The organism is Leifsonia sp. Leaf336 (genome assembly GCF_001423695.1).
GTDB lineage: Bacteria > Actinomycetota > Actinomycetes > Actinomycetales > Microbacteriaceae > Leifsonia.
Map to the genome: position 1 here is coordinate 186,064 of NZ_LMOZ01000003.1, position 17,893 is coordinate 203,956.

Consider the following 17,893-nt stretch of genomic DNA (forward strand, 5'->3'; position numbering starts at 1 on the left):
CTGTGTTCGATTGGGTTCTGATCGCCGATCTCGGCACTGCCGTGGGAACCACCGCGCTGGCGGTCGCGACCTTCGCGTCGACGCGCTCCGCCAACCGGTCCGCCCGGGTAGCCGAACGCGCGCTGCTCGAGGGGATCCGCCCGATCCTGCTCCCCTCCAACTGGTCCGACCCGCCCCAGAAGGTGCGGTTCGCGGACGGCAGATGGTTGACGGCCCTGGGCGCCCGGGCGGCCCTCGAGATCACCGATGAGGCCTTCTACCTCGTGATGTCCGTGCGCAATGCCGGCGCCGGCGTCGCGATCCTGCACGGCTGGCACCTCTGCTTGGACGCACGGGAACCCCTTGCCCCTGTCGACGAGTTCCACCGGCTCACCCGTGACATCTACGTGCCCACGAACGATCCCGGCTTCTGCCAGGTGGCCATCCGCGAACCCGAGTCGGCCGAATTCCAGCTGGCGCGCTCCGCCGCCATGGGCGAGGGATTCTCCGTCGATGTGCTCTACGGGGATGCCGAAGGGTCGCAGCGCGTGGTCTCCCGGTTCTTCATCTCGCACGGACCGCCGGGGCCCGGCGACCACGACCAGGAATGGATCATGCTCGTGTCACGCCACTGGAACCTCGACCTCCCCGCTCCTCGCTAGGCGGGACGTCGACTCAGACCACGAGCGCTCGGATCGCCGTCGCCGCTGCTCCCCGTGCCCAATCCTCGAAGGTGTGCGGGCGCACGGCGATCTCGCACTGATCGGCGGATGCGAACACATGCTCGGCGTACGAGCGGCGGAGCGGCTCCTCGATGAGATCGAAGTCGGCCACGCCCTCGCCGCCGATCACGACGAGTTCCGGGCCGACCAGGTTGACCAGGCTCGCGATAGCCGCGCCGATCACCCGGCCCGCCTCGTCGAACACCTCGACCGCAGCGCTGTCCCCGGCCCTCCGGAGCTCCACCGCTTCGCTCATCGTGACCGGGCGCCCGTGTGCGGCCGAGACGGCGGCAACGATCGCCGTCGTGGACGCGACCGCCTCCACGCAGCCGCGGCGGCCGCACGCGCACACCTTGTCGAGCGAGGTCAGCGGGAGGTGGCCGATCTCTCCGGCCACTCCGTAGGCGCCTTCGACGACCTCCCCGTTCAGGTGGAGGCCGGAGCCGATGCCGCGACCGATTGTCACGATCGCGAAGGAGCTGGTTCCGAGCCCGACGCCGAACCAGTGCTCGCCGATGGTGAGCGCGCGCACGTCGTTCTCGACGACGACCCGACGGCCGAGGCGCTCCTCGAGCACCGTTCCCAGTTCGACGCCTTTCCAGCCCATCAGCGCGGAGTCGCGGACGACGCCCTTCTCGGTGTCGACATCACCCGACACGGCGACTCCGACGGACGCGAGCCGGGGCCCAAGACCGTCGAGGCTCGTCTCGAGGAGCGCGCAGAGCTCGACGATAGCGTCGACGACCTCCGCCGGCGCGTGCGAGGTGAGCGGCAACCGCTCGGACGCGAGGATGCGCGTCGTGAGGTCGGTGGCGACGCCGACGAGCTCGTCCGCGTTCACCTTGATGCCGAGCGTCACGACCGCGTCGGGGACGAGCGCGACCGGGCTCACCGGCCGGCCGGGCAAGCCGGTCAACGTCGGCCCGAGGGAGTCGTTGAGGAGCCCCACGGCGACCAGCGGAGCGACGGCCTTGGTCACCGCCGCCTGCGACAGTCCGGTGAGCTTGGCCACATCGATCCGGCTGATCGGGCTCCTGGTGAGGATCGTGGTGAAGACGCGGGTGGCAGCGTCGGATGACGAGCCGAGCAGCGCCGTCCGTGTCCGCACCTCGTCGTTCATGTCCATCGCCCGATCAGAATACGGGTTCCGGGATGGTGACGGCGGCGGTTCCCCCGGCGGGGACGAGCACGTCGAAGTCGGAGGTCCCGTAGCGGACCGGCACGCGGCGCTCCGTCGCAGCGGGGTTGTGCAGTACGGCCTCCTGCAGCACGCCATCGGACCAGCTCAGGTCGACGACGATGCCGCCGCGGGCGTGGAGGCCGTCGGCGCTGCCCTCCCGCCAGGCCGCGGGGAGCGCGGGCAGCAGGTGGACGCGACCGCCGTGGCTCTGCAGCAACAGCTCCGCGATCGCCGCAGGGAATCCGAGGTTGCCGTCGAGCTGGAACGGCGGGTGGGTGCTGAACAGGTTCGGGAGGAGTCCGCCCCACTCGGAGCCGTCGACCGGGCCGTGCCGGCGGGCGTCGCCGCGGTAGGGGGTGAGCGCCTCACGCAGCAGCTCGTGCGCGGTCTCGCCGTCGCCCAGCCGGGCGCGCAGGGCGATCTTCCACGCCCACGACCAGCCCATCGCTCCGGGGCCGCGCGCGTCGAGGAAGCGCCGGGCGGCGTCGGCGAGCGCGGGGGTCGACTCCGGGGTGATGAGCTCCAAGGGGTAGACGCCGACGAGGGCGGAGAGGTGCCGGTGGGCGGGCTCGTGCTCGGCGACCTCCTCCGACCACTCCAGCAGCCGGCCGTCGGAGCCGATCGGGGGCTCGGGGATCGTGCGGAGCGCCTCCACGATCTCCCGGCGCAGAGCGGCGTCGCCGTCGTCGACCGTGTCGATCGCGACCGTGTCGATCGCAACGGTGTCGATCGCGACCAGGGCGCGCTCGAAGAGGGCGTGGATCAGTTCGAGGTCCATCGTCGCGGTGAGGCCGAGCGCACGGATGCCGCCGTCCGCCCCGACGTACTGGTTCTCCGGGGAGGTGGACGGCGCGAGGTAGGCGACACCGTCGGCGTCGACCTGCAGCCAGTCGAGGCAGAACTCGGTCGCGCCGCGCAGCAGCGGCCAGATCCGGTCGCGCAGGAGCACGTCGTCGCCGGTGAACTCGTACTGGTCCCAGAGGGAGTGGCAGAGCCAGACGCCGCCCATCATCCAGATGGCCCAGCTCGGCGCGCCGTGCCCCATGCCGACCGGGAGGCTCCACCCCCAGAGGTCGCTGTTGTGGTGCGCGACCCAGCCGCGGGCGCCGTAGAGATCGCGGGCGACATCGCGCCCCGTCCGGGCGATGCGCTCGACCAGCGAGATCAGGGGCTCCGCCTCGGCGGTGAGCCCGAGTGGGCCGGCCGCCCAGTAGTTCATCTCGGTGTTGATGTTGATCGTGTAGTTGGAGGACCAGGCGGGCCGCAGCTCGCCGTTCCAGATGCCCTGCAGGTTGGCGGCGGGTCCGCCCGGGCCAGAGCAGGACTCGAGGAGGTAGCGCCCGTACTCGGCCGCGACCGTCGCCCGGAGGCCGTCGTCGTCGCCGTCGAGCACATCCCGCTGCACATCCCACCGGCCGGCACGCCGGCCGCCGATCGCGAACCGCGCCGCCGCACGGCGCTGAGCGCCGGCGACAGACGGGGGCGTGTTCTCGCCAAGCGCGCCGAGAACGCGCTCCCGCGCGCGGTTGCGGATCGTCTCATGGGAGACGCTCCGCCACTCGTCGTCTGCGCCGGCCCACCACGACTCAGCGCGGGACGACGACGAGAGGGCGATCGACAGCCGACTGGCATGACGGATCGTCAGACCGGAGTCGTCGGATTCGGCCGTGCCGTCGCTTCGCACACCAAGGGCCGTGGATGCGAAGCCGTCATACGATCCGTCGCCCGGCTCCGCGTAGCGCAGGGCGGGGACGACGGATTGTTCGTGGAGGGGCGCCCCGTCGACCGGGACGGCCAGGTCGAGGCCGAGTTCGGCGACGCCGCTGTTGCCGTGTCCGCTCTGGCCCTCGCTGCTGCGACGGGCGAGCTCCCGCAGCGGGGAGGTCAGGCTCACCCGCACCTCGGGCAGCGGCTCGTCCGCGTCGATGTCGATGACGAGCGCATGTCCGGCGACCCGGGAGGTGCGGCGGACGGCGATGCCGCCGACCTCCAGCCGCTCCTCCAGGTACGCCTCGTCGAGGTCGAGCACACGCGCGGGCTCGCCGGGCGCCGGGATCGCCCCGGGCAGCTCGACGAACAGGTCGGCCAGCGGCAGGAACTCCTGCGAGTACCGGCCCTCGAAGGTCAGGAGGAGTCGCTCGGCCTCCGCCGTGTCGCCGTTCGCGAGCGCGGCGCGCACCTCCCGCAGCCGGTCGGGGCCGGCGCCGGCCGCGAGAACGCGGCGCAGCTCCTCCCCCGCCGTCTCCGGGGTGCCCGACCAGATCGTGGCGTCGTTCACCTGGTAGTGGCCGGTCGCGCCTCCGAACGCCATCGCGCCGAGGCGGCCGTCGCCGAGCGGCGCGGCCTCCTCCCAGTGGGCGGCGGGCGCCGACCAGGCCAGCTGCAGCGTGTTCTTCGTCATGGGAGTCTGACAGTCCGTTCACCGATGAAGGAAGGCGGTTCCACGTCCGTGAGCAGGAGCGGAAATCGCCGGGCGGGGTTGCAGATCACACAGTAGGCATGGTTTATTGACAGTGTCAAGCAATCCATTCTCCGAGGAGCCATCCATGCTCGACGGCTACGGCGCCGTACTCGCCCTGCGCGCTGCAGGCATCTCCTTCGTCCTCGACACGGAGGGACGAGTGCCCCGCGTGCTGCACTGGGGCGCCGACCTCGGCACGCTCGACCAGGCCACGGCGGAGGCCCTGCGCGACAGCGGCGGACCCGCCGTGCTCAACAACTCGCCGGATGTGCCCCGGTCGTTCAGCCTGTGGCCCAGCGAGTTCGAAGGCTGGGCCGGAACGCCCGCGCAGGAGGGTCACGCTGCGGGAGCTGCGACGACTCCCCGGCCGCACACGGTGGCCGTGCGGTACGAGACCGACGGCCCGGATGGCGACCTCGGCGGCCGCATCGACCTCGACCTCGTCGACGAGATCACCGCGCTGCGCTCGACCATGTCGATCGCCCTCGACCGGTTCGGGGTGCTCGCGGTGGACATCACCGTCACCCGGGATGCCGCGCTCTCCGCCGACGCGACGGCCGGCCCGTACACGCTCGACGCCCTCCGCGTCCTGCTGCCGGTGCCGGAGCGCGCCACCGACATCCTCGACTTCACGGGCAAGTGGTGCCGCGAGCGCGCCCCGCAGCGCGGCCCGCTGTTCTTCGGCAGCCACGTCCGTCGTGCACGGCGCGGCAAGCCCGGTCACGACGCCCCGTTCCTGGTCGTCGCCGGCACGGAGGACCTCGGCTTCCGCCGCGGGGAGGCCTGGGCCACGCACCTCGCCTGGAGCGGCGACGCCGAATACGTCGTGGAGCGCCTCACCGAGGGCGCCGGCCCGTTCTCGTCCGTCCTCGGCGCGGGCGAGGGCCTCCGCACCGGAGAGATCGCACTGGAGGACGGCGACAGCTACGTCGCCCCGACCGCGCTGTTCCTCTGGTCGGCGAGCGGGCTCGACGGGCTGGCCGACCGCCTCCACCGCCGGCTGCGCGCGCGGCCCTCGCACCCGGTCAAGCCGCGCCCGCTCACGCTGAACTCGTGGGAGGCCGTGTACTTCGACCACGACCTCGACCGGCTCACCGCCCTCGTCGAGCGCGCGGCTCGGGTCGGCGTGGAGCGCGTCGTGCTCGACGACGGCTGGTTCCACGGCCGCCGCGGCGCCGACGCCGGGCTCGGCGACTGGATCGTCGACCGTTCCGTCTGGCCGGACGGCCTCGGACCGCTGGTCGACCTCGTGCGTTCGCACGGCATGGAGTTCGGGCTGTGGTTCGAGCCGGAGATGATCAACCTCGACTCCGACCTGGCGCGCGCGCATCCCGACTGGGTGCTCGGCCCGCGGCAGGCGCTCGGCGCCACCGCGCGCGACCAGTACGTGCTCGACCTCACGCGTCCGGACGCCTACGCCTACGTGCTGGAGCGGATCAGCGCGATCGTGGCCGAGTACGGCGTCGACTACATCAAGTGGGACCACAACCGCGACCTGTCGGAGGCCGTGAGCGGCTACGCCGGCATCGACCGGCCCGCTGTGCACGAGCAGACCCTCGCGCTCTACCGGATGCTGGACACGCTGCGGGCGCGGCATCCCGGGCTGGAGATCGAGACCTGCTCGGGAGGCGGCGGCCGGGTCGACCTCGGGATCCTCGACCGCACCGACCGCGTCTGGGCCTCCGACTGCAACGACCCGGTGGAGCGCCTCCAGATCGAGCGCTGGACCCGGATGCTGCTGCCTCCCGAGCTGATCGGCTCGCACCTCGGCGCCGAGCGCTCGCACACGACGTCGCGGCGCACGGACCTGGCGTTCCGGCTGATCGTCGCGCTGACCGCGCACGCCGGAATCGAGTGGGACCTCCAGGAGGCCGACGACGAGCAGCTCGCGCAGATCGCGCGCTGGGGCGCGGCGTACCGGGAGCTGCGCGGCCTCATCCACTCCGGCCGGGTCGTGAACGCCGACCTCGCGGATGACACCACGCTGCTGACCGGCATCGTCGCCGACGACGGCAGCCGCGCCGTCTTCACCTGGGCGCGGCTCGGCACCTCGGCGCCCGGCCAGTCCGGCCGGGTGCGCCTGCCCGGCCTCGACGCCGAAGCTCGGTATGCCGTGCGCGTGCGCGACGACTTCGGCCCGGCGAGCCGCCACCAGAGTGCCGACCCCGCGTGGGTCGCCGCCGCGGCGAGCGCCGAGGGCGTCGTCCTCCCCGGTTCCGTCCTCGCCGTCGCCGGCGTCCCGATGCCCACCCTCAACCCCCAACAAGCGATGCTGTTCGATCTCGTGCGGGTGCCCTGACCCGGCGCGCGATCGCTCCAGTCACAGACGGCCCACCACATATCGCTCGCGCGCACCGTTGCGCTCGAGCGCTTCAGAGAGGAAGAACGTATGACAGGCCAGACACGCTCGCGACGGGGGCTGACCACCCTGCTCGCGACGATCGCGGCGGTGGGGCTCGTGGCTGCTGCGGCGGCTCCCGCCGGGGCGACCCCGACCGGAACGCCCACCCCCACCGCTCCTCCGACGACCGCGGCGACCAGCACTCCGGCGCCGACGGCGACCGGGACACCGTCGGCGACGCCGACCTCCGCCCCGAAGCCGACCTCCACACCGAATCCGACCTCGACGCCGACGCCCACCGCGAGTGCGACACCGAAGCCCGCTCCTGCCCCTGACCCGTGGGCCGTCAAGCCCTACATGGGCTGGAGCAGCTACTCCATGCAGGTCTACAGCGGCAACGGTAAGTGGATCACCGCCGACCAGATCATCGCGCAGTCCGACGCCATGAAGGCGAAGCTGGGCAAAGCCGGTTACGACTACATCAACGTCGACTCCGGCTGGAACGACGGCGTCGACGCCAACGGCCGGCCTGTTCCCAGCGCGACGCTGTACCCGAAGGGGCTGAAGGCGGTGATCGACCACGTCCACGCGAACGGCCAGAAGTTCGGACTGTACTTCATCCCGGGCATCTCTCCCGCCGTGTACGACGCGGCGTACCCGATCGCGAACGCGCCGGGATGCACCACGCACGACATCGTCAAGCAGCCGTTGCAGCAGGCCGACTACTGGAAGATCGGCTACCGCCTCGACTTCTCGAACCCGTGCGCGCAGAAGTACATCGACTCCATCGTCGATCAGCTCGCCGCCTGGGGCGTGAACTTCGTCAAGTTCGACAGCGTGACCCCGGGATCCGGCATCAGCGATCTGTCGCTGGACGCCCGTGACGACGTCGCCGCCTGGTCGAAGGCGCTGAAGGCCAAGGGCATCTGGTTCGAGCTGTCGTGGGCGCTCGACATCAACTACGCCGACACCTGGAAGCAGTACGCGAACGGCTGGCGCGTGGAATGGGACGTCGAGGCGTACGCCCCGGGCGTCCAGCTCACGCAGTGGAGCAACATCGCCCGACTGTTCCCGCGCGCGGCCGACTGGTGGCGTTACGCCGGCAACGGCGGCTGGAACGACTTCGACTCGCTCGACGTCGGGAACGGCACGATGGACGGCCTCACCCAGGACGAGCGCCGCACCGCCACCACCCTGTGGGCGATCTCGGCGGCGCCGATGTACGTCGGCAACGACCTGACCAAGCTCGACCAGTTCGGCATCGACCTGCTCACCAACAAGGAGGTCGTGGCCGTCGACCAGGCGGGCACGCCCGCCCAGCCGGTGTCGACCTCCACCAACAAGCAGGTCTGGTACGCGCCGAACGCGGACGGCAGCTACACCGTCGCGCTGTTCAACCTCAGCCCGACCGAGTCCGACATCACCGCGAACTGGTCCGACCTCGGCCTCAGCGGGCCGGCGAAGGTCCGCGACCTGTGGGCCGGAAAGGACCTCGGCACGTTCGCCGCGGGCTTCACGGGCAAGACCGTGCCGATCCACGGTGTCCGCCTGCTCCGGGTGACTCCGCAGAGCGGCACGACGGTCGCGCTGAACGACGACGCCCTGCGCGTGACCTACGCGGGCCAATGGACGCGCAACGGCGGCAACGAAGTCGTGGCGACGGCGCAGCCGCTGCAGGTCGCGGTCGGCGACTCGTCGACGGGCACCGTGCCGACGCCTCCCGCGTCCGGCCGGGTCGTCGCGGTCAACGACAGCGACTCCGGCATCACCTACACCGGCAGCTGGGGGCAGAGCGGAGGCCGTGGTCTCGGCGACTACCAGGACGACGTGCACTACACCGAGGGCGACGGCTCGTCCTTCCAGTACACGTTCACCGGCACAGGCATCGACTATGTGACCGAGCTCGACCAGTCCCAGGGCAGCGTGGACGTCTACCTCGACGGCCAGTTCCAGCAGACCGTGGACACGAGCCGGCCGGCCGGGCAGCCGAGGCTCACCCAGCAGGTGGCGTGGAGCGCCAGCGGCCTCCCGAACGGTTCGCACACCCTGCGCGTGGTCAAGAAGTCGGGCCAGTTCATGCTGCTCGACAAGCTCGACGTCACGCTGGCCAGCCTGATCGACCCCGACACCGCGGTGTTCGACAAGGCGAAGCCCGCCGACGTCACGGTGACCTTGCAGCGCGACGGCAGCGAGCTCGCCGGCATCGTGCGCGACGGCACGGCGCTGAAGCGCGGGACCGACTACACCGTCTCCGGGACGACCGTGACGATCGCCTCGGCGTATCTCGCGAGCCTGGCGAACGGCACCGTCTCGCTCGGGTTCCAGTTCCGCGGTGACGCCCACGACGACGTCCACGCGACGACCACGAACGGGGATACGGTCGGCCTGACCTTCGCCGGCACCGGCGTCTCGTGGATCGGACCGACCGCTCCCGACCAGGGCAAGGCCGAGGTCTACGTCGACGGCAAGCTTGCCAAGACGGTCGACACGCACTCCGACAGCCGACGCACCGGGCAGAAGCTGTTCAGCGTGACGGGGCTGCGCGCCGGCCAGCACACCATCCTGGTGAAGAAGGTGTCGGGGGACGTCCTCCGCAACGACGTGCTGCAGTACACGACCAAGTGACGACCTGAGGAGTCCCATGCCCCACCCCGCCCGATACGTCTTCGTCGGCGACTCGATCACCGACAGCAGCCGCGATCGGAGCGACACCGTGTCGCCCGGCGAGGGCCACGTCCGCCTCGGTGCGGACGCCCTCGCCGGGTGCACCGGAGGGATGCCGCGATGACCGGCGCCCTGTTCCCCGCCGTGCTCGGCACCGAACCGCTGCCGACGCCCGACGACTACGACGAATTCTGGGCGGACGCTCTCGACCGCGCTCGACGGCGCAGCGTCGCGCCCCGAGCGGTTCCCGTCGAGACCCTCCTGACGACGATCGACGTATACGACTTCTCCTTCGCCGGCTCCGGCGGGCGCACCGTCACCGGCTGGCTGCGACTCCCCCGTCAGCGCGAAGGGGCACTTCCCGCGGTCGTCCATGCCAACGGCTACGGTGCCGGTCGGCTCTCCCCGTTCGACGATCTGACCTGGTCCAGCGCCGGTTACGCGCATCTCGTGGTCAACACCCACGGCCAGGGCGGAGGCAGTACCGGCCACCTCCTCGACGGCATCGAGGACCCCTGGAACTTCTACTACCGCGATGTGTTCGTCGACGTGGTGCGCGCCGTGGACGCGGTGCGCGAGCTCGACGGAGTCGACGCGTCGCGCGTCGCGATGATCGGCAACAGTCAGGGCGGCGGCATCGCACTCGGCGTCGGAGCATTCGCTCAGGGCTTGGCCGCCGTGCTCGCCCAGTCGCCGTTCCTGACCGATGCGCCGACCGCGCTTCAGCGGGCCGTACAAGGCCCGTGGACCGAACTGCGGGCGTACCTGACCGAGCATCCCGAGCGCGCCGACGCCGTCGCCCGCACGCTCGCCTACGTCGACGGGGTCACATCGGCGCGGCACGCGACCGCTCCCGGCTGGATCTCCGACGGGCTCGCTGACGACATCTGCCCGCCCGAGACCACGCGCACGGCGATCGCTGCGTACGCGGCGCCGGTGCTGTTCCGCGAATGGCCGGGCGCCGGGCACGAGGCCGGCGGCAGCCGCGATATGGAGGCCGCACTGCGAGCCCTCCGCCAGCGCTTCGCGATCGGCTGAGCCGCCGACTCCTCTTTTAACGAATCCGGCCCGGCCCCGACATCGTCGGGACCGGGCCGCAGTTCGTCAGGTACCTACTTCTTGCTCTTGTCGTACGCCGTCTGCAGCGTGCTCAGGTAGTCCTTGAGCCCGAGCCCGTTGAAGCCCGCCACGTACGAGTTCCAGTCGGTGTCCAGATTCTTGGAACCCGTGATGAAGGCCAGCGCGTTCTGCGTCACGTAGTTGTCGATGTTCGTCTGCTCGGTGGCGACCTGCGTCGCCTTCGCCGCGTCGGGCCAGACCTTCCACGTCGGGTAGATCGCGCTCTTGTCCTCGTGGCCCTTGTACAGCTGGGTGGCCTCGAACAGCCTGCGCTCGTATCCCGAGGGGTCGTAGATGTCGGTCGGCTCGACTTGCGCGCCACGGAACGCCTCGTTCTGGTTGTAGGTCGAGAGCGCGCCCCACTGGACGGCGTTGGCGGCGTCCTGCGAGAGCTGGAGGTTCTTGAACAGCGGCTTGTCGTTCGGGTCGAGCGCCTGGTCGCCGGCGGCGGCCTTGGACCAGCCCTGACCCTCCGGACCGAAGTTGCCGTCGAGCTGGCCCTCGTTCGTGAACAGGTAGTTAACCATCTTGATGGCGGCCACCTGGTCGTTCTTCGACGCCTTGTTGGTCAGCATGAACGTCGCGCCCGGCGTGCTCCCGAAGGCGTAGGTCGCGAAGTTCGCACCGTTCGGGCCGGTGAGCGGAGGCACCGCGTCGTACTGCTTGTCACGGCCGTCCTTGGCGCCGGGGCTGACGAAGATGTACGGGTGCAGGGCGCTCGCGCTCCCCAGCAGCACCGAGCCGTTGTTGTTGCCCTCCTGAGCCAGCGCCGCCGGGTTCTGGGTGAAGGCGCCCTTGTCGATCAGTCCCGCATCCCACAGCGACTTGATGTACTCGAGGCCCTTGCGCCAGCCGTCCTTGTTGGCCTGGATGTCGACCTTGCCCTTGTTGAGCACGGTCGTCGACTGGATGCCCTTGTCCGGGTTCTGCGGGTCGTAGATGAACGCGTTCATGAAGAACGGGATCAGCGTGTCGTGCGAGTCGCCGCTGAGCGGGATCTCGTCGGCCGTGCCGTCGCCGTTCGGGTCGCCGGTCTTGAACGCCTGGAGGACCTTGGTCATGTCGGCCGTGGTCTTGGGCATCTGGAGGTTGAGCTTCTTGAGCCAGTCGGTGTTGATCCACAGCTTCGACGGGTACTGGATGTGCTGCGTCTCGGCGAGCTGGGGGAGGCCGTAGATCTTGCCGTCAGGCGACGTCACCATCGCCTTGTAGTCCGGGTTGGTGTCGATGACCTTCTGGATGTCGGGCGCGTACTGCTTGATCAGATCGTTCAGCGGAAGCGCGACGCCCTGCTTGGCGAGCTTCTCGATATCCACCGGGTTGAACTGGTCCACCCACGGGATGAGGAGGAACATGTCGGGGTAGTCGCCGCTGGCCATCAGGATTTGGCGCTTCTCGGGCGCGACGGAGGAGTCCTGCGTCGTGGTCTGCCACGAGAACTTGATGTTGAACTTCTTCTCGAGCTGCTTGGTGAACGCGTTCGTGGCGAGGTCCTGCCCGGTTCCCTGCTGAGCGAAGACGCTGATGTTCGCCGTGCCGCCGACCTTGTCGTCGGCGTTCGTCGGCGTGCTGGTGCAGGCCGTTATCGCCAGCAGGGCGAGGCCGCTCGCCGCCGCGGTGAGCGTGCGCACGAGCCGGCGCCGACGGCGGGCGTTGCTGTCGGTGATGGGTAGCATGTGTTTCCTCCTTTGGAAATGCAGTGCAAGTGGTGCAAGTGGTGGGTCTGTGGGGTCGGGTCGGTCGGGCCGCGGCGGATGCCGCCGTCAGCCCTTGACGGATCCGATGAGCACGCCTTTGTTGAAGTAGCGGGCGACGAAGGGGTAGATCACCAGGACCGGGACGCTCGTGATGACGATGAGCGAGTACTTCAGCAGGTTGACCAGTTCCTGGTTCTGAGCCTGCGCGGCCAGATCGTTCGTGCCTCCATTGGTGGCGTTGAGCACGAGGATGTTGCGGAGCACGAGCTGGAGGGGAAAGAGGTCGGAGCTCTTCAGGTAGAGCAGGGCGTCGAAGAAGCCGTTCCACTGGCCGATCGCGTACATGAGCGCGATCACGGCGATCAGCGGCTTCGACAGCGGGAGGACGATGCTCCAGAGGAAGCGCAGGTCGCTCGAGCCGTCGAGCGACGCGGCCTCGACCAGTTCCTCGGGGATCGCCGACTTGAAGAAGGTGCGGGCGATGATGACCTGCCAGACCGCGATGGCCTGGGGCAGGAGCAGCGCCCAGCGGGTGTCGAGCATCCCGAGGTTCTGCACGACCATGTACGTGGGGATCAGACCGCCGCTGAAGAGCATCGTGAAGAGCAGCAGCGCCATGATCACGTTGCGTCCCATGAAGGTGCGACGGGAGAGGGGCCAGGCGATGCAGACCGTCAGCGTGGTGCTGATGAGGGTGCCCGCGACCATGTAGAAGAGCGAGTTCGCGTAGCCGAGGAGCACCTGGGGGTCGGCCAGCACCGTCTGGTACCCCTTGAGCGTGAAGTCGACCGGCCAGAGGAGCACGCGCCCCGCCGTCACCGCTTCGGGAGACGAGAAGGAGCTCGCCAGGATGAACAGCAGCGGCAGCAGGACGACGAGGACGGCCAGGATCAGTCCGAGGTAGATGACGACCAGCAGTGCGCGGTCCGATGCGGACTCCCGGATGCGGCGCGTCTTCTTCGACGAGGCCGCGGGACGGGACCGGCGGCGCAGTCTCGAGTTCTCGATGGTTACCACAGTCCACTCCCACTGATTCGCTTCGCCACCCAGTTCACGATGAGCAGAAGCACGAGATTGATCACGGAGTTGAAGAGGCCGACGACGGTCGCCGTGCCGAAGTCCGCGTTGAGGATGCCCAGCTTGTAGACGTACGTCGCGATGATCTCGGACTGGCCGAGGTTCAGCGGGTTCTGCAGCAGGAAGACCTTCTCGAACCCGATCGACATGATGTTGCCGACGCTCAGGATCAGGACGATCATCGCCGTGGGCATGATGCCGGGGATGTCGACGTGCCAGATCTTGCGGAGGCGGGACGCCCCGTCGACCTTCGCCGCCTCGTACAGCGAGGGGTCGATGCCCGACAGTGCCGCCATGTAGATCACGGCGGAGTACCCCGCGGTCTGCCAGACGTCCGACCAGACGTAGATGTGACGGAAGTAGTCCGGGTCGCCGAGGAAGTCGGGCGAGGGGACGCCGAAGAACCCGAACACCTGGCTCAGGATCCCGAGCCGCGGCGCCATGATCAGGATCAGCATCGACACCACGACCACGGTCGAGATGAAGTACGGCGCGTAGGTCACCATCTGCACGGTCTTCTGGAACCACCGGTGCCGCACCTCGTTGAGCGCGAGGGCCAGGATCAGGGGGATGGGGAAGCTCGCGAGGATCGCGTAGCCGGAGAGGATCAGGGTGTTCTGCACCAGCGTCGGGAACACCGGGTTCTGGATCATGTTGGCGAAGTTGGCCCAGCCGGACCACGGGCTCCCCCAGACACCGAGAACCGGGCTGTAGTCCTTGAAGGCGATGATCGCGTTGGAGATCGGCACGTACTTGAAGATCACGAAGTACGCCAGCGGAAGGACCGTGAGGAGGTAGAGCTGCCAGTGCCGCCGCAGGGCCACCTTCCAGCGCTGGCCGAGTGTCAGCCGGTTGCGCGGCACCCCCCTCGGAGTCGCCGGGGCGGCGGCTCGAGCGGCCGGCGGCGCCGGGGCCACGGGCGGCGCGCTCGTCATGAGGCCGCATCCTTCGTCATCGAAGACTCCCTACAAGAGATGATCTGGTTCCGCACCCGAGCCGGAACGGCGGTCCCGAGCGGGTGGTCTATAGCAAAACCTATTTCTTTGCCGCTGTCAATAATCTCCCATATCCGTCTTCGGCGAACGCATCGAAATTGTTCCCGATCGTTGAAAACACAGCGATGAATGGGATTGAGAGTTACAACACGTTGGAAATAAGATCATCGAAACGACCGCCACACAGATCAGGTGCAACGATGACCTTGAGCATGTCCGAACGCACAGCACGGCGTCCCGTGCTGGGCACGGCGGCGTCCGCCGAGATCTTCACGCGCATCATCACGCACGGCCCCGTCAGCCGACTCGACATCGGGAGGCTCACCGGTCTGTCGCAAGCCAAGGTCACCAAGACGGTCAGCCCGCTCATCGCAGACGGCTTCGTCACGGTCGGCGAGCACGCCGAGCACGCGTTCCCCGGCCGGCCGGTGCGCCCGCTGAGCGTCGTCCCGCGCTCCATGATCGCCGTCGGCGTCAAGGTGAACGCCGACGAGATCTTCGCCGTCACGGTCAGCCTGGGCAACGAGGTGATCGGCTCGACCCGCCGCCGGCTCACGAGCCACGCCCCGGACGCGACGATCACGGCCATCGTGAAGTCGGTGACGACCCTCATCGACCAGCTCGGCGACGACGCCCGGTTCCTCACCGGGGTGGGAGTCTCGGTCTCGGGCGACATCGACAACACCGACGGAGTCGTGCGGGACTCGCCCCTGCTCGGCTGGACCCACGTCCCGCTCGGCGCCCGCCTCTCGGAGCGCCTCGGCCTCCCCGTCATCGTCGAGAACGACGTGCGCGCGCTCGCCAAGTCCGAGCAGTGGTTCGGGGTGGGAACGGACGCGGACTCGTTCGCCATCATCACGATCGGCGCGGGGATCGGCTGCGGGATCTATGTGAACGACGACGTCGTCGTCGGCGCCCACGGCGTCGCGGGCGAGATCGGCCACCTCCCCCTGGGCCCGTCGGACGCGGTCTGCGTCTGCGGCCGTCGCGGCTGCGTGGAGGCGGTGGCGTCCTCCCACGCCATCTCCGACGCCGTTCGGCAGGGTCACGACGACCCGAGCCTCACCCTGGCCGACGCGATCCGCCTCGCCCACGAGGGCGACCCCGTCGCGGTCGAAGCGTTCGAGCGGGCAGGCACGGCCATCGGCGCCGCGGTCGCCACCACGGTGAACCTCTTCGGCCCGGAGGTGGTCGTGATCGCCGGCGAAGGCGTCATGGACTACGACCTCTACGAGCGCCGCTTCCGCGAGGAGTTCCTGGCCCACGTCTTCGGCACCGCGGCGAACTGCCGCCTGATCGTCCGTCGCCACACGTTCGTCGACTGGGCGCGCGGAGCGGCGGTCGCGGCGCTGCGCGAGGCGATCACGGTGGCGCCGGGCGGGGTGGCTGAGTGACGGGAGCGATCGTCGACTTGTCCAGGTATTCCGTTATCCGGTGACTGTTGGCCGAGCGCGACTCGCGCTGTCATGGTTTCGTCCCGGCGTCTGCCGGAGTGACGACGAAGTCAGGAGCTTACATGTTGACCAAACGCTTGGTCGGGTTGGGCGTTGCCGCACTGCTCGGGCTGGGCGCGCTGACCGCGACCGCCGTCCCGGCGGCCGCGGCTCCCCCGCGCGCAGACACCCCCGCACCGGTGCTGGCCGCCACGCCGTACGCCGGCTGGAACACCTATTTCGGGTTGGGCGGCGACTACACGGCCACCCAGGTGCTGGATGTCGCCGACAAACTCGTCTCCAGCGGCCTCGCCCGGGCCGGATACGACATCGTGTGGCTTGACGGAGGCTGGCAGGCGTCGACCCCGCGCGGAGCCGATGGACAGCTGCAGGGCGATCCTGCGCGATTCCCCGACGGGATGGCCTCCCTCGCGGCCGCGATCCACGCCAAGGGTCTCAAGGCGGGAATCTACACGGACGCGGGACCGTACATCCCCGGCTCGTGCGGGCTCGGCAGCTACGGGCACTACCAGACCGACGCCGACACTTTCGCGAAGTGGGGCTTCGACGCCGTCAAGGTCGACTTCCTGTGCGGAATCACGGCGAACCTCGACCCGAAGACCGTCTACACCCAGTTCGCCGATGCGCTGCGCCACAACAGCAGCGGGCGGCCGATGATCCTGAACATCTGCAACCCGGTGACCTCGCCCGACTGGGGGAACTATCCCGAGTCGCAGCAGTCCACGAACACGTGGAGCTACGCTCCCGCGATCGCGCAGTCGTGGCGAACCTACACCGACGTCGGCTTCGTGAACTCGATCAAATACACCGACGTGCTCCGCAACTTCGACGCGAACGCCCGGCACCCGGAGGCCGCGGGTCCCGGTCACTGGAACGACCCGGACTACCTCGGGCCGCAGCTCGGTATGACGGATGAAGAGTTCCGCTCGCAGATGGCGCTCTGGTCGATGTCGGCAGCTCCGCTGGTCGTCGGAAGCGACCCCCGCACGTTCAGCCCGGCGACGGTCGCGACGCTCACCAACCCCGACCTGCTCGCCATCGACCGGGACGCGCTCGGCAAGCAGGCCGTGCGGGTCGGACCCGCCGGCGCTACGGAGACCTGGACGAAGCCGCTCTCTGACGGCTCCGTCGCGGTCGCTCTCGTCAATCGCGGTGACTCCGCGGCCGACATCGCCACCACCCCGTCCGCCGTCGGGATCGACGCGACCCGGGTGACTGTCAAGGACGCCTGGACGCACGCCCTCAGCGAAGCGAAGGACAGCATCCGCTCCAGTGTTCCGGCGCACGGCGTCTCCGTGCTGATCGTCCGCAAGGGCACCGGTCAGCCGCAGAGCCCACGGGTGCTGGTGAGCGCACCGTCGTTCACCGCCGTGAACGGCACCGCGATCACCCCGACGGGCGACCTCCTCGCCTCGGCGGGCGCGAAGCTCGCTGTGACGGTGGGCCTGCGCAACGACGGCACCACCCCGGCCCTGCGGCCGAAGGTCTCGCTGACGACGCCGGCGGGATGGACGAGCACGGCGACCGGCACGCAGCCGCAGCTGATCGTCCCGGGAGGGACGGCGACGGCGAGCTTCACGGTGACCGTGCCGACCGGGGCACCGGTCGGTGCTTCGACGATCGGCGCGACCGTATCGTTCTCCGGAATCCGCGGCGCAGTCACCGTCGCGTCTCCGGCCGCCACGGTCACCGTCGCACCGGCACCCCCGTCGGGCGCCGACCAGCCGCTGTCGCACCAGCCCTGGATCTCCGCGACGAGCGGGTGGATGACGCCGGCTGTCGACCAGAGCGTCGGCGGCGGCAACCCGATCCGGGTCGCCGGGGTCACCTACCCGACCGGACTCGGGGTGGCGAGCCCGTCGGACATCCGGTACTACGTCGGCGGCGTGTGCACGCGCGTGACCGGAGCAGTCGGCATCGACGACGTCGTCGACAACGTCGGCCCGGAGGGCGGCACGGCGACCTTCTCGCTGGTCGCCGACGGCAAGACGGTCTGGGACAGCGGAGTCGTCGCCCGGGGAACCGCGGTGAGCTTCGACGTGGACCTCTCCGGTGCGCGCGAACTCGTCCTCCACGTCGGCGACGCCGGCGACGGCGGGTACAACGACCGCGCCGACTGGGCGGCGCCGCTGATCAGCTGCAGCTGACGCAGATCGAGAAGGGGGCGTGCGAGTCGCACGCCCCCTTCTTCATGCCCTCCCGAG

Annotated in this window: 12 protein-coding genes; 7 read left to right on the plus strand and 5 right to left on the minus strand. The window is 69.6% G+C overall.

What is annotated here, in order from left to right; genetic code table 11:
• The first annotated feature begins 2 nt into the window (after nt 1–2).
• On the plus strand, nt 3–641 hold the full coding sequence (locus tag ASF88_RS16215) for a hypothetical protein (RefSeq protein WP_055921118.1): 639 nt from the start codon (nt 3–5) through the stop codon (nt 639–641).
• 13 nt (nt 642–654) lie between these two features.
• Here the strand turns inward: ASF88_RS16215 and ASF88_RS16220 are convergent, their stop codons facing one another.
• Both ASF88_RS16220 and ASF88_RS16225 read right to left on the minus strand, forming a co-directional pair.
• Nucleotides 655–1,827, minus strand: coding sequence for an ROK family protein (locus ASF88_RS16220; protein WP_235493519.1), 1,173 nt, complete (start codon nt 1,825–1,827; stop codon nt 655–657).
• Nucleotides 1,828–1,834: 7 nt separating this feature from the next.
• Entirely contained in the window at nt 1,835–4,282 is a 2,448-nt protein-coding gene (locus ASF88_RS16225; protein WP_055921121.1) for a glycosyl hydrolase family 95 catalytic domain-containing protein, read from the minus strand.
• A 145-nt stretch (nt 4,283–4,427) separates the two neighbouring features.
• Between ASF88_RS16225 and ASF88_RS16230 the strand changes: the two genes are divergently transcribed.
• From ASF88_RS16230 to ASF88_RS16240, 4 genes are all read left to right on the plus strand, one after another.
• The gene (locus tag ASF88_RS16230; RefSeq protein WP_055921124.1) at nt 4,428–6,641 is read left to right on the plus strand and encodes an alpha-galactosidase; all 2,214 of its coding nucleotides are present in this window, start codon (nt 4,428–4,430) and stop codon (nt 6,639–6,641) included.
• A gap of 90 nt (nt 6,642–6,731) precedes the next feature.
• A complete protein-coding gene (locus ASF88_RS16235) occupies nt 6,732–9,308 on the plus strand; it encodes a X2-like carbohydrate binding domain-containing protein (protein WP_055921126.1) in 2,577 nt (858 codons plus the stop codon).
• Between the two features lie 16 nt (nt 9,309–9,324).
• The gene (locus tag ASF88_RS20510) at nt 9,325–9,471 is read left to right on the plus strand and encodes a hypothetical protein (protein ID WP_157498408.1); all 147 of its coding nucleotides are present in this window, start codon (nt 9,325–9,327) and stop codon (nt 9,469–9,471) included.
• Entirely contained in the window at nt 9,468–10,385 is a 918-nt protein-coding gene (locus tag ASF88_RS16240; RefSeq protein WP_055921129.1) for an acetylxylan esterase, read from the plus strand. Before ASF88_RS20510 ends, ASF88_RS16240 begins: the two co-directional genes overlap by 4 nt.
• 74 nt (nt 10,386–10,459) lie before the next feature.
• Here the strand turns inward: ASF88_RS16240 and ASF88_RS16245 are convergent, their stop codons facing one another.
• The 3 genes from ASF88_RS16245 to ASF88_RS16255 all read right to left on the minus strand — a co-directional run bounded on the left by ASF88_RS16245 (nt 10,460) and on the right by ASF88_RS16255 (nt 14,175).
• Nucleotides 10,460–12,142, minus strand: coding sequence for a hypothetical protein (locus tag ASF88_RS16245; RefSeq protein ID WP_055921132.1), 1,683 nt, complete (start codon nt 12,140–12,142; stop codon nt 10,460–10,462).
• 87 nt (nt 12,143–12,229) lie between these two features.
• Complete coding sequence (locus tag ASF88_RS16250) at nt 12,230–13,180, minus strand: carbohydrate ABC transporter permease (RefSeq protein ID WP_055921135.1); 951 nt, start codon at nt 13,178–13,180, stop codon at nt 12,230–12,232.
• Nucleotides 13,174–14,175 (minus strand): ABC transporter permease, encoded by a 1,002-nt coding sequence (locus ASF88_RS16255; protein ID WP_235493520.1) that lies wholly within the window; start codon nt 14,173–14,175, stop codon nt 13,174–13,176. The genes ASF88_RS16250 and ASF88_RS16255 overlap by 7 nt, the downstream gene beginning before the upstream one ends.
• Before the next feature lie 272 nt (nt 14,176–14,447).
• Between ASF88_RS16255 and ASF88_RS16260 the strand changes: the two genes are divergently transcribed.
• Both ASF88_RS16260 and ASF88_RS16265 read left to right on the plus strand, forming a co-directional pair.
• On the plus strand, nt 14,448–15,629 hold the full coding sequence (locus tag ASF88_RS16260) for an ROK family protein (RefSeq protein ID WP_055921139.1): 1,182 nt from the start codon (nt 14,448–14,450) through the stop codon (nt 15,627–15,629).
• A 122-nt stretch (nt 15,630–15,751) separates the two neighbouring features.
• The gene (locus ASF88_RS16265; protein WP_055921141.1) at nt 15,752–17,836 is read left to right on the plus strand and encodes an NPCBM/NEW2 domain-containing protein; all 2,085 of its coding nucleotides are present in this window, start codon (nt 15,752–15,754) and stop codon (nt 17,834–17,836) included.
• Nucleotides 17,837–17,893: the final 57 nt, after the last annotated feature.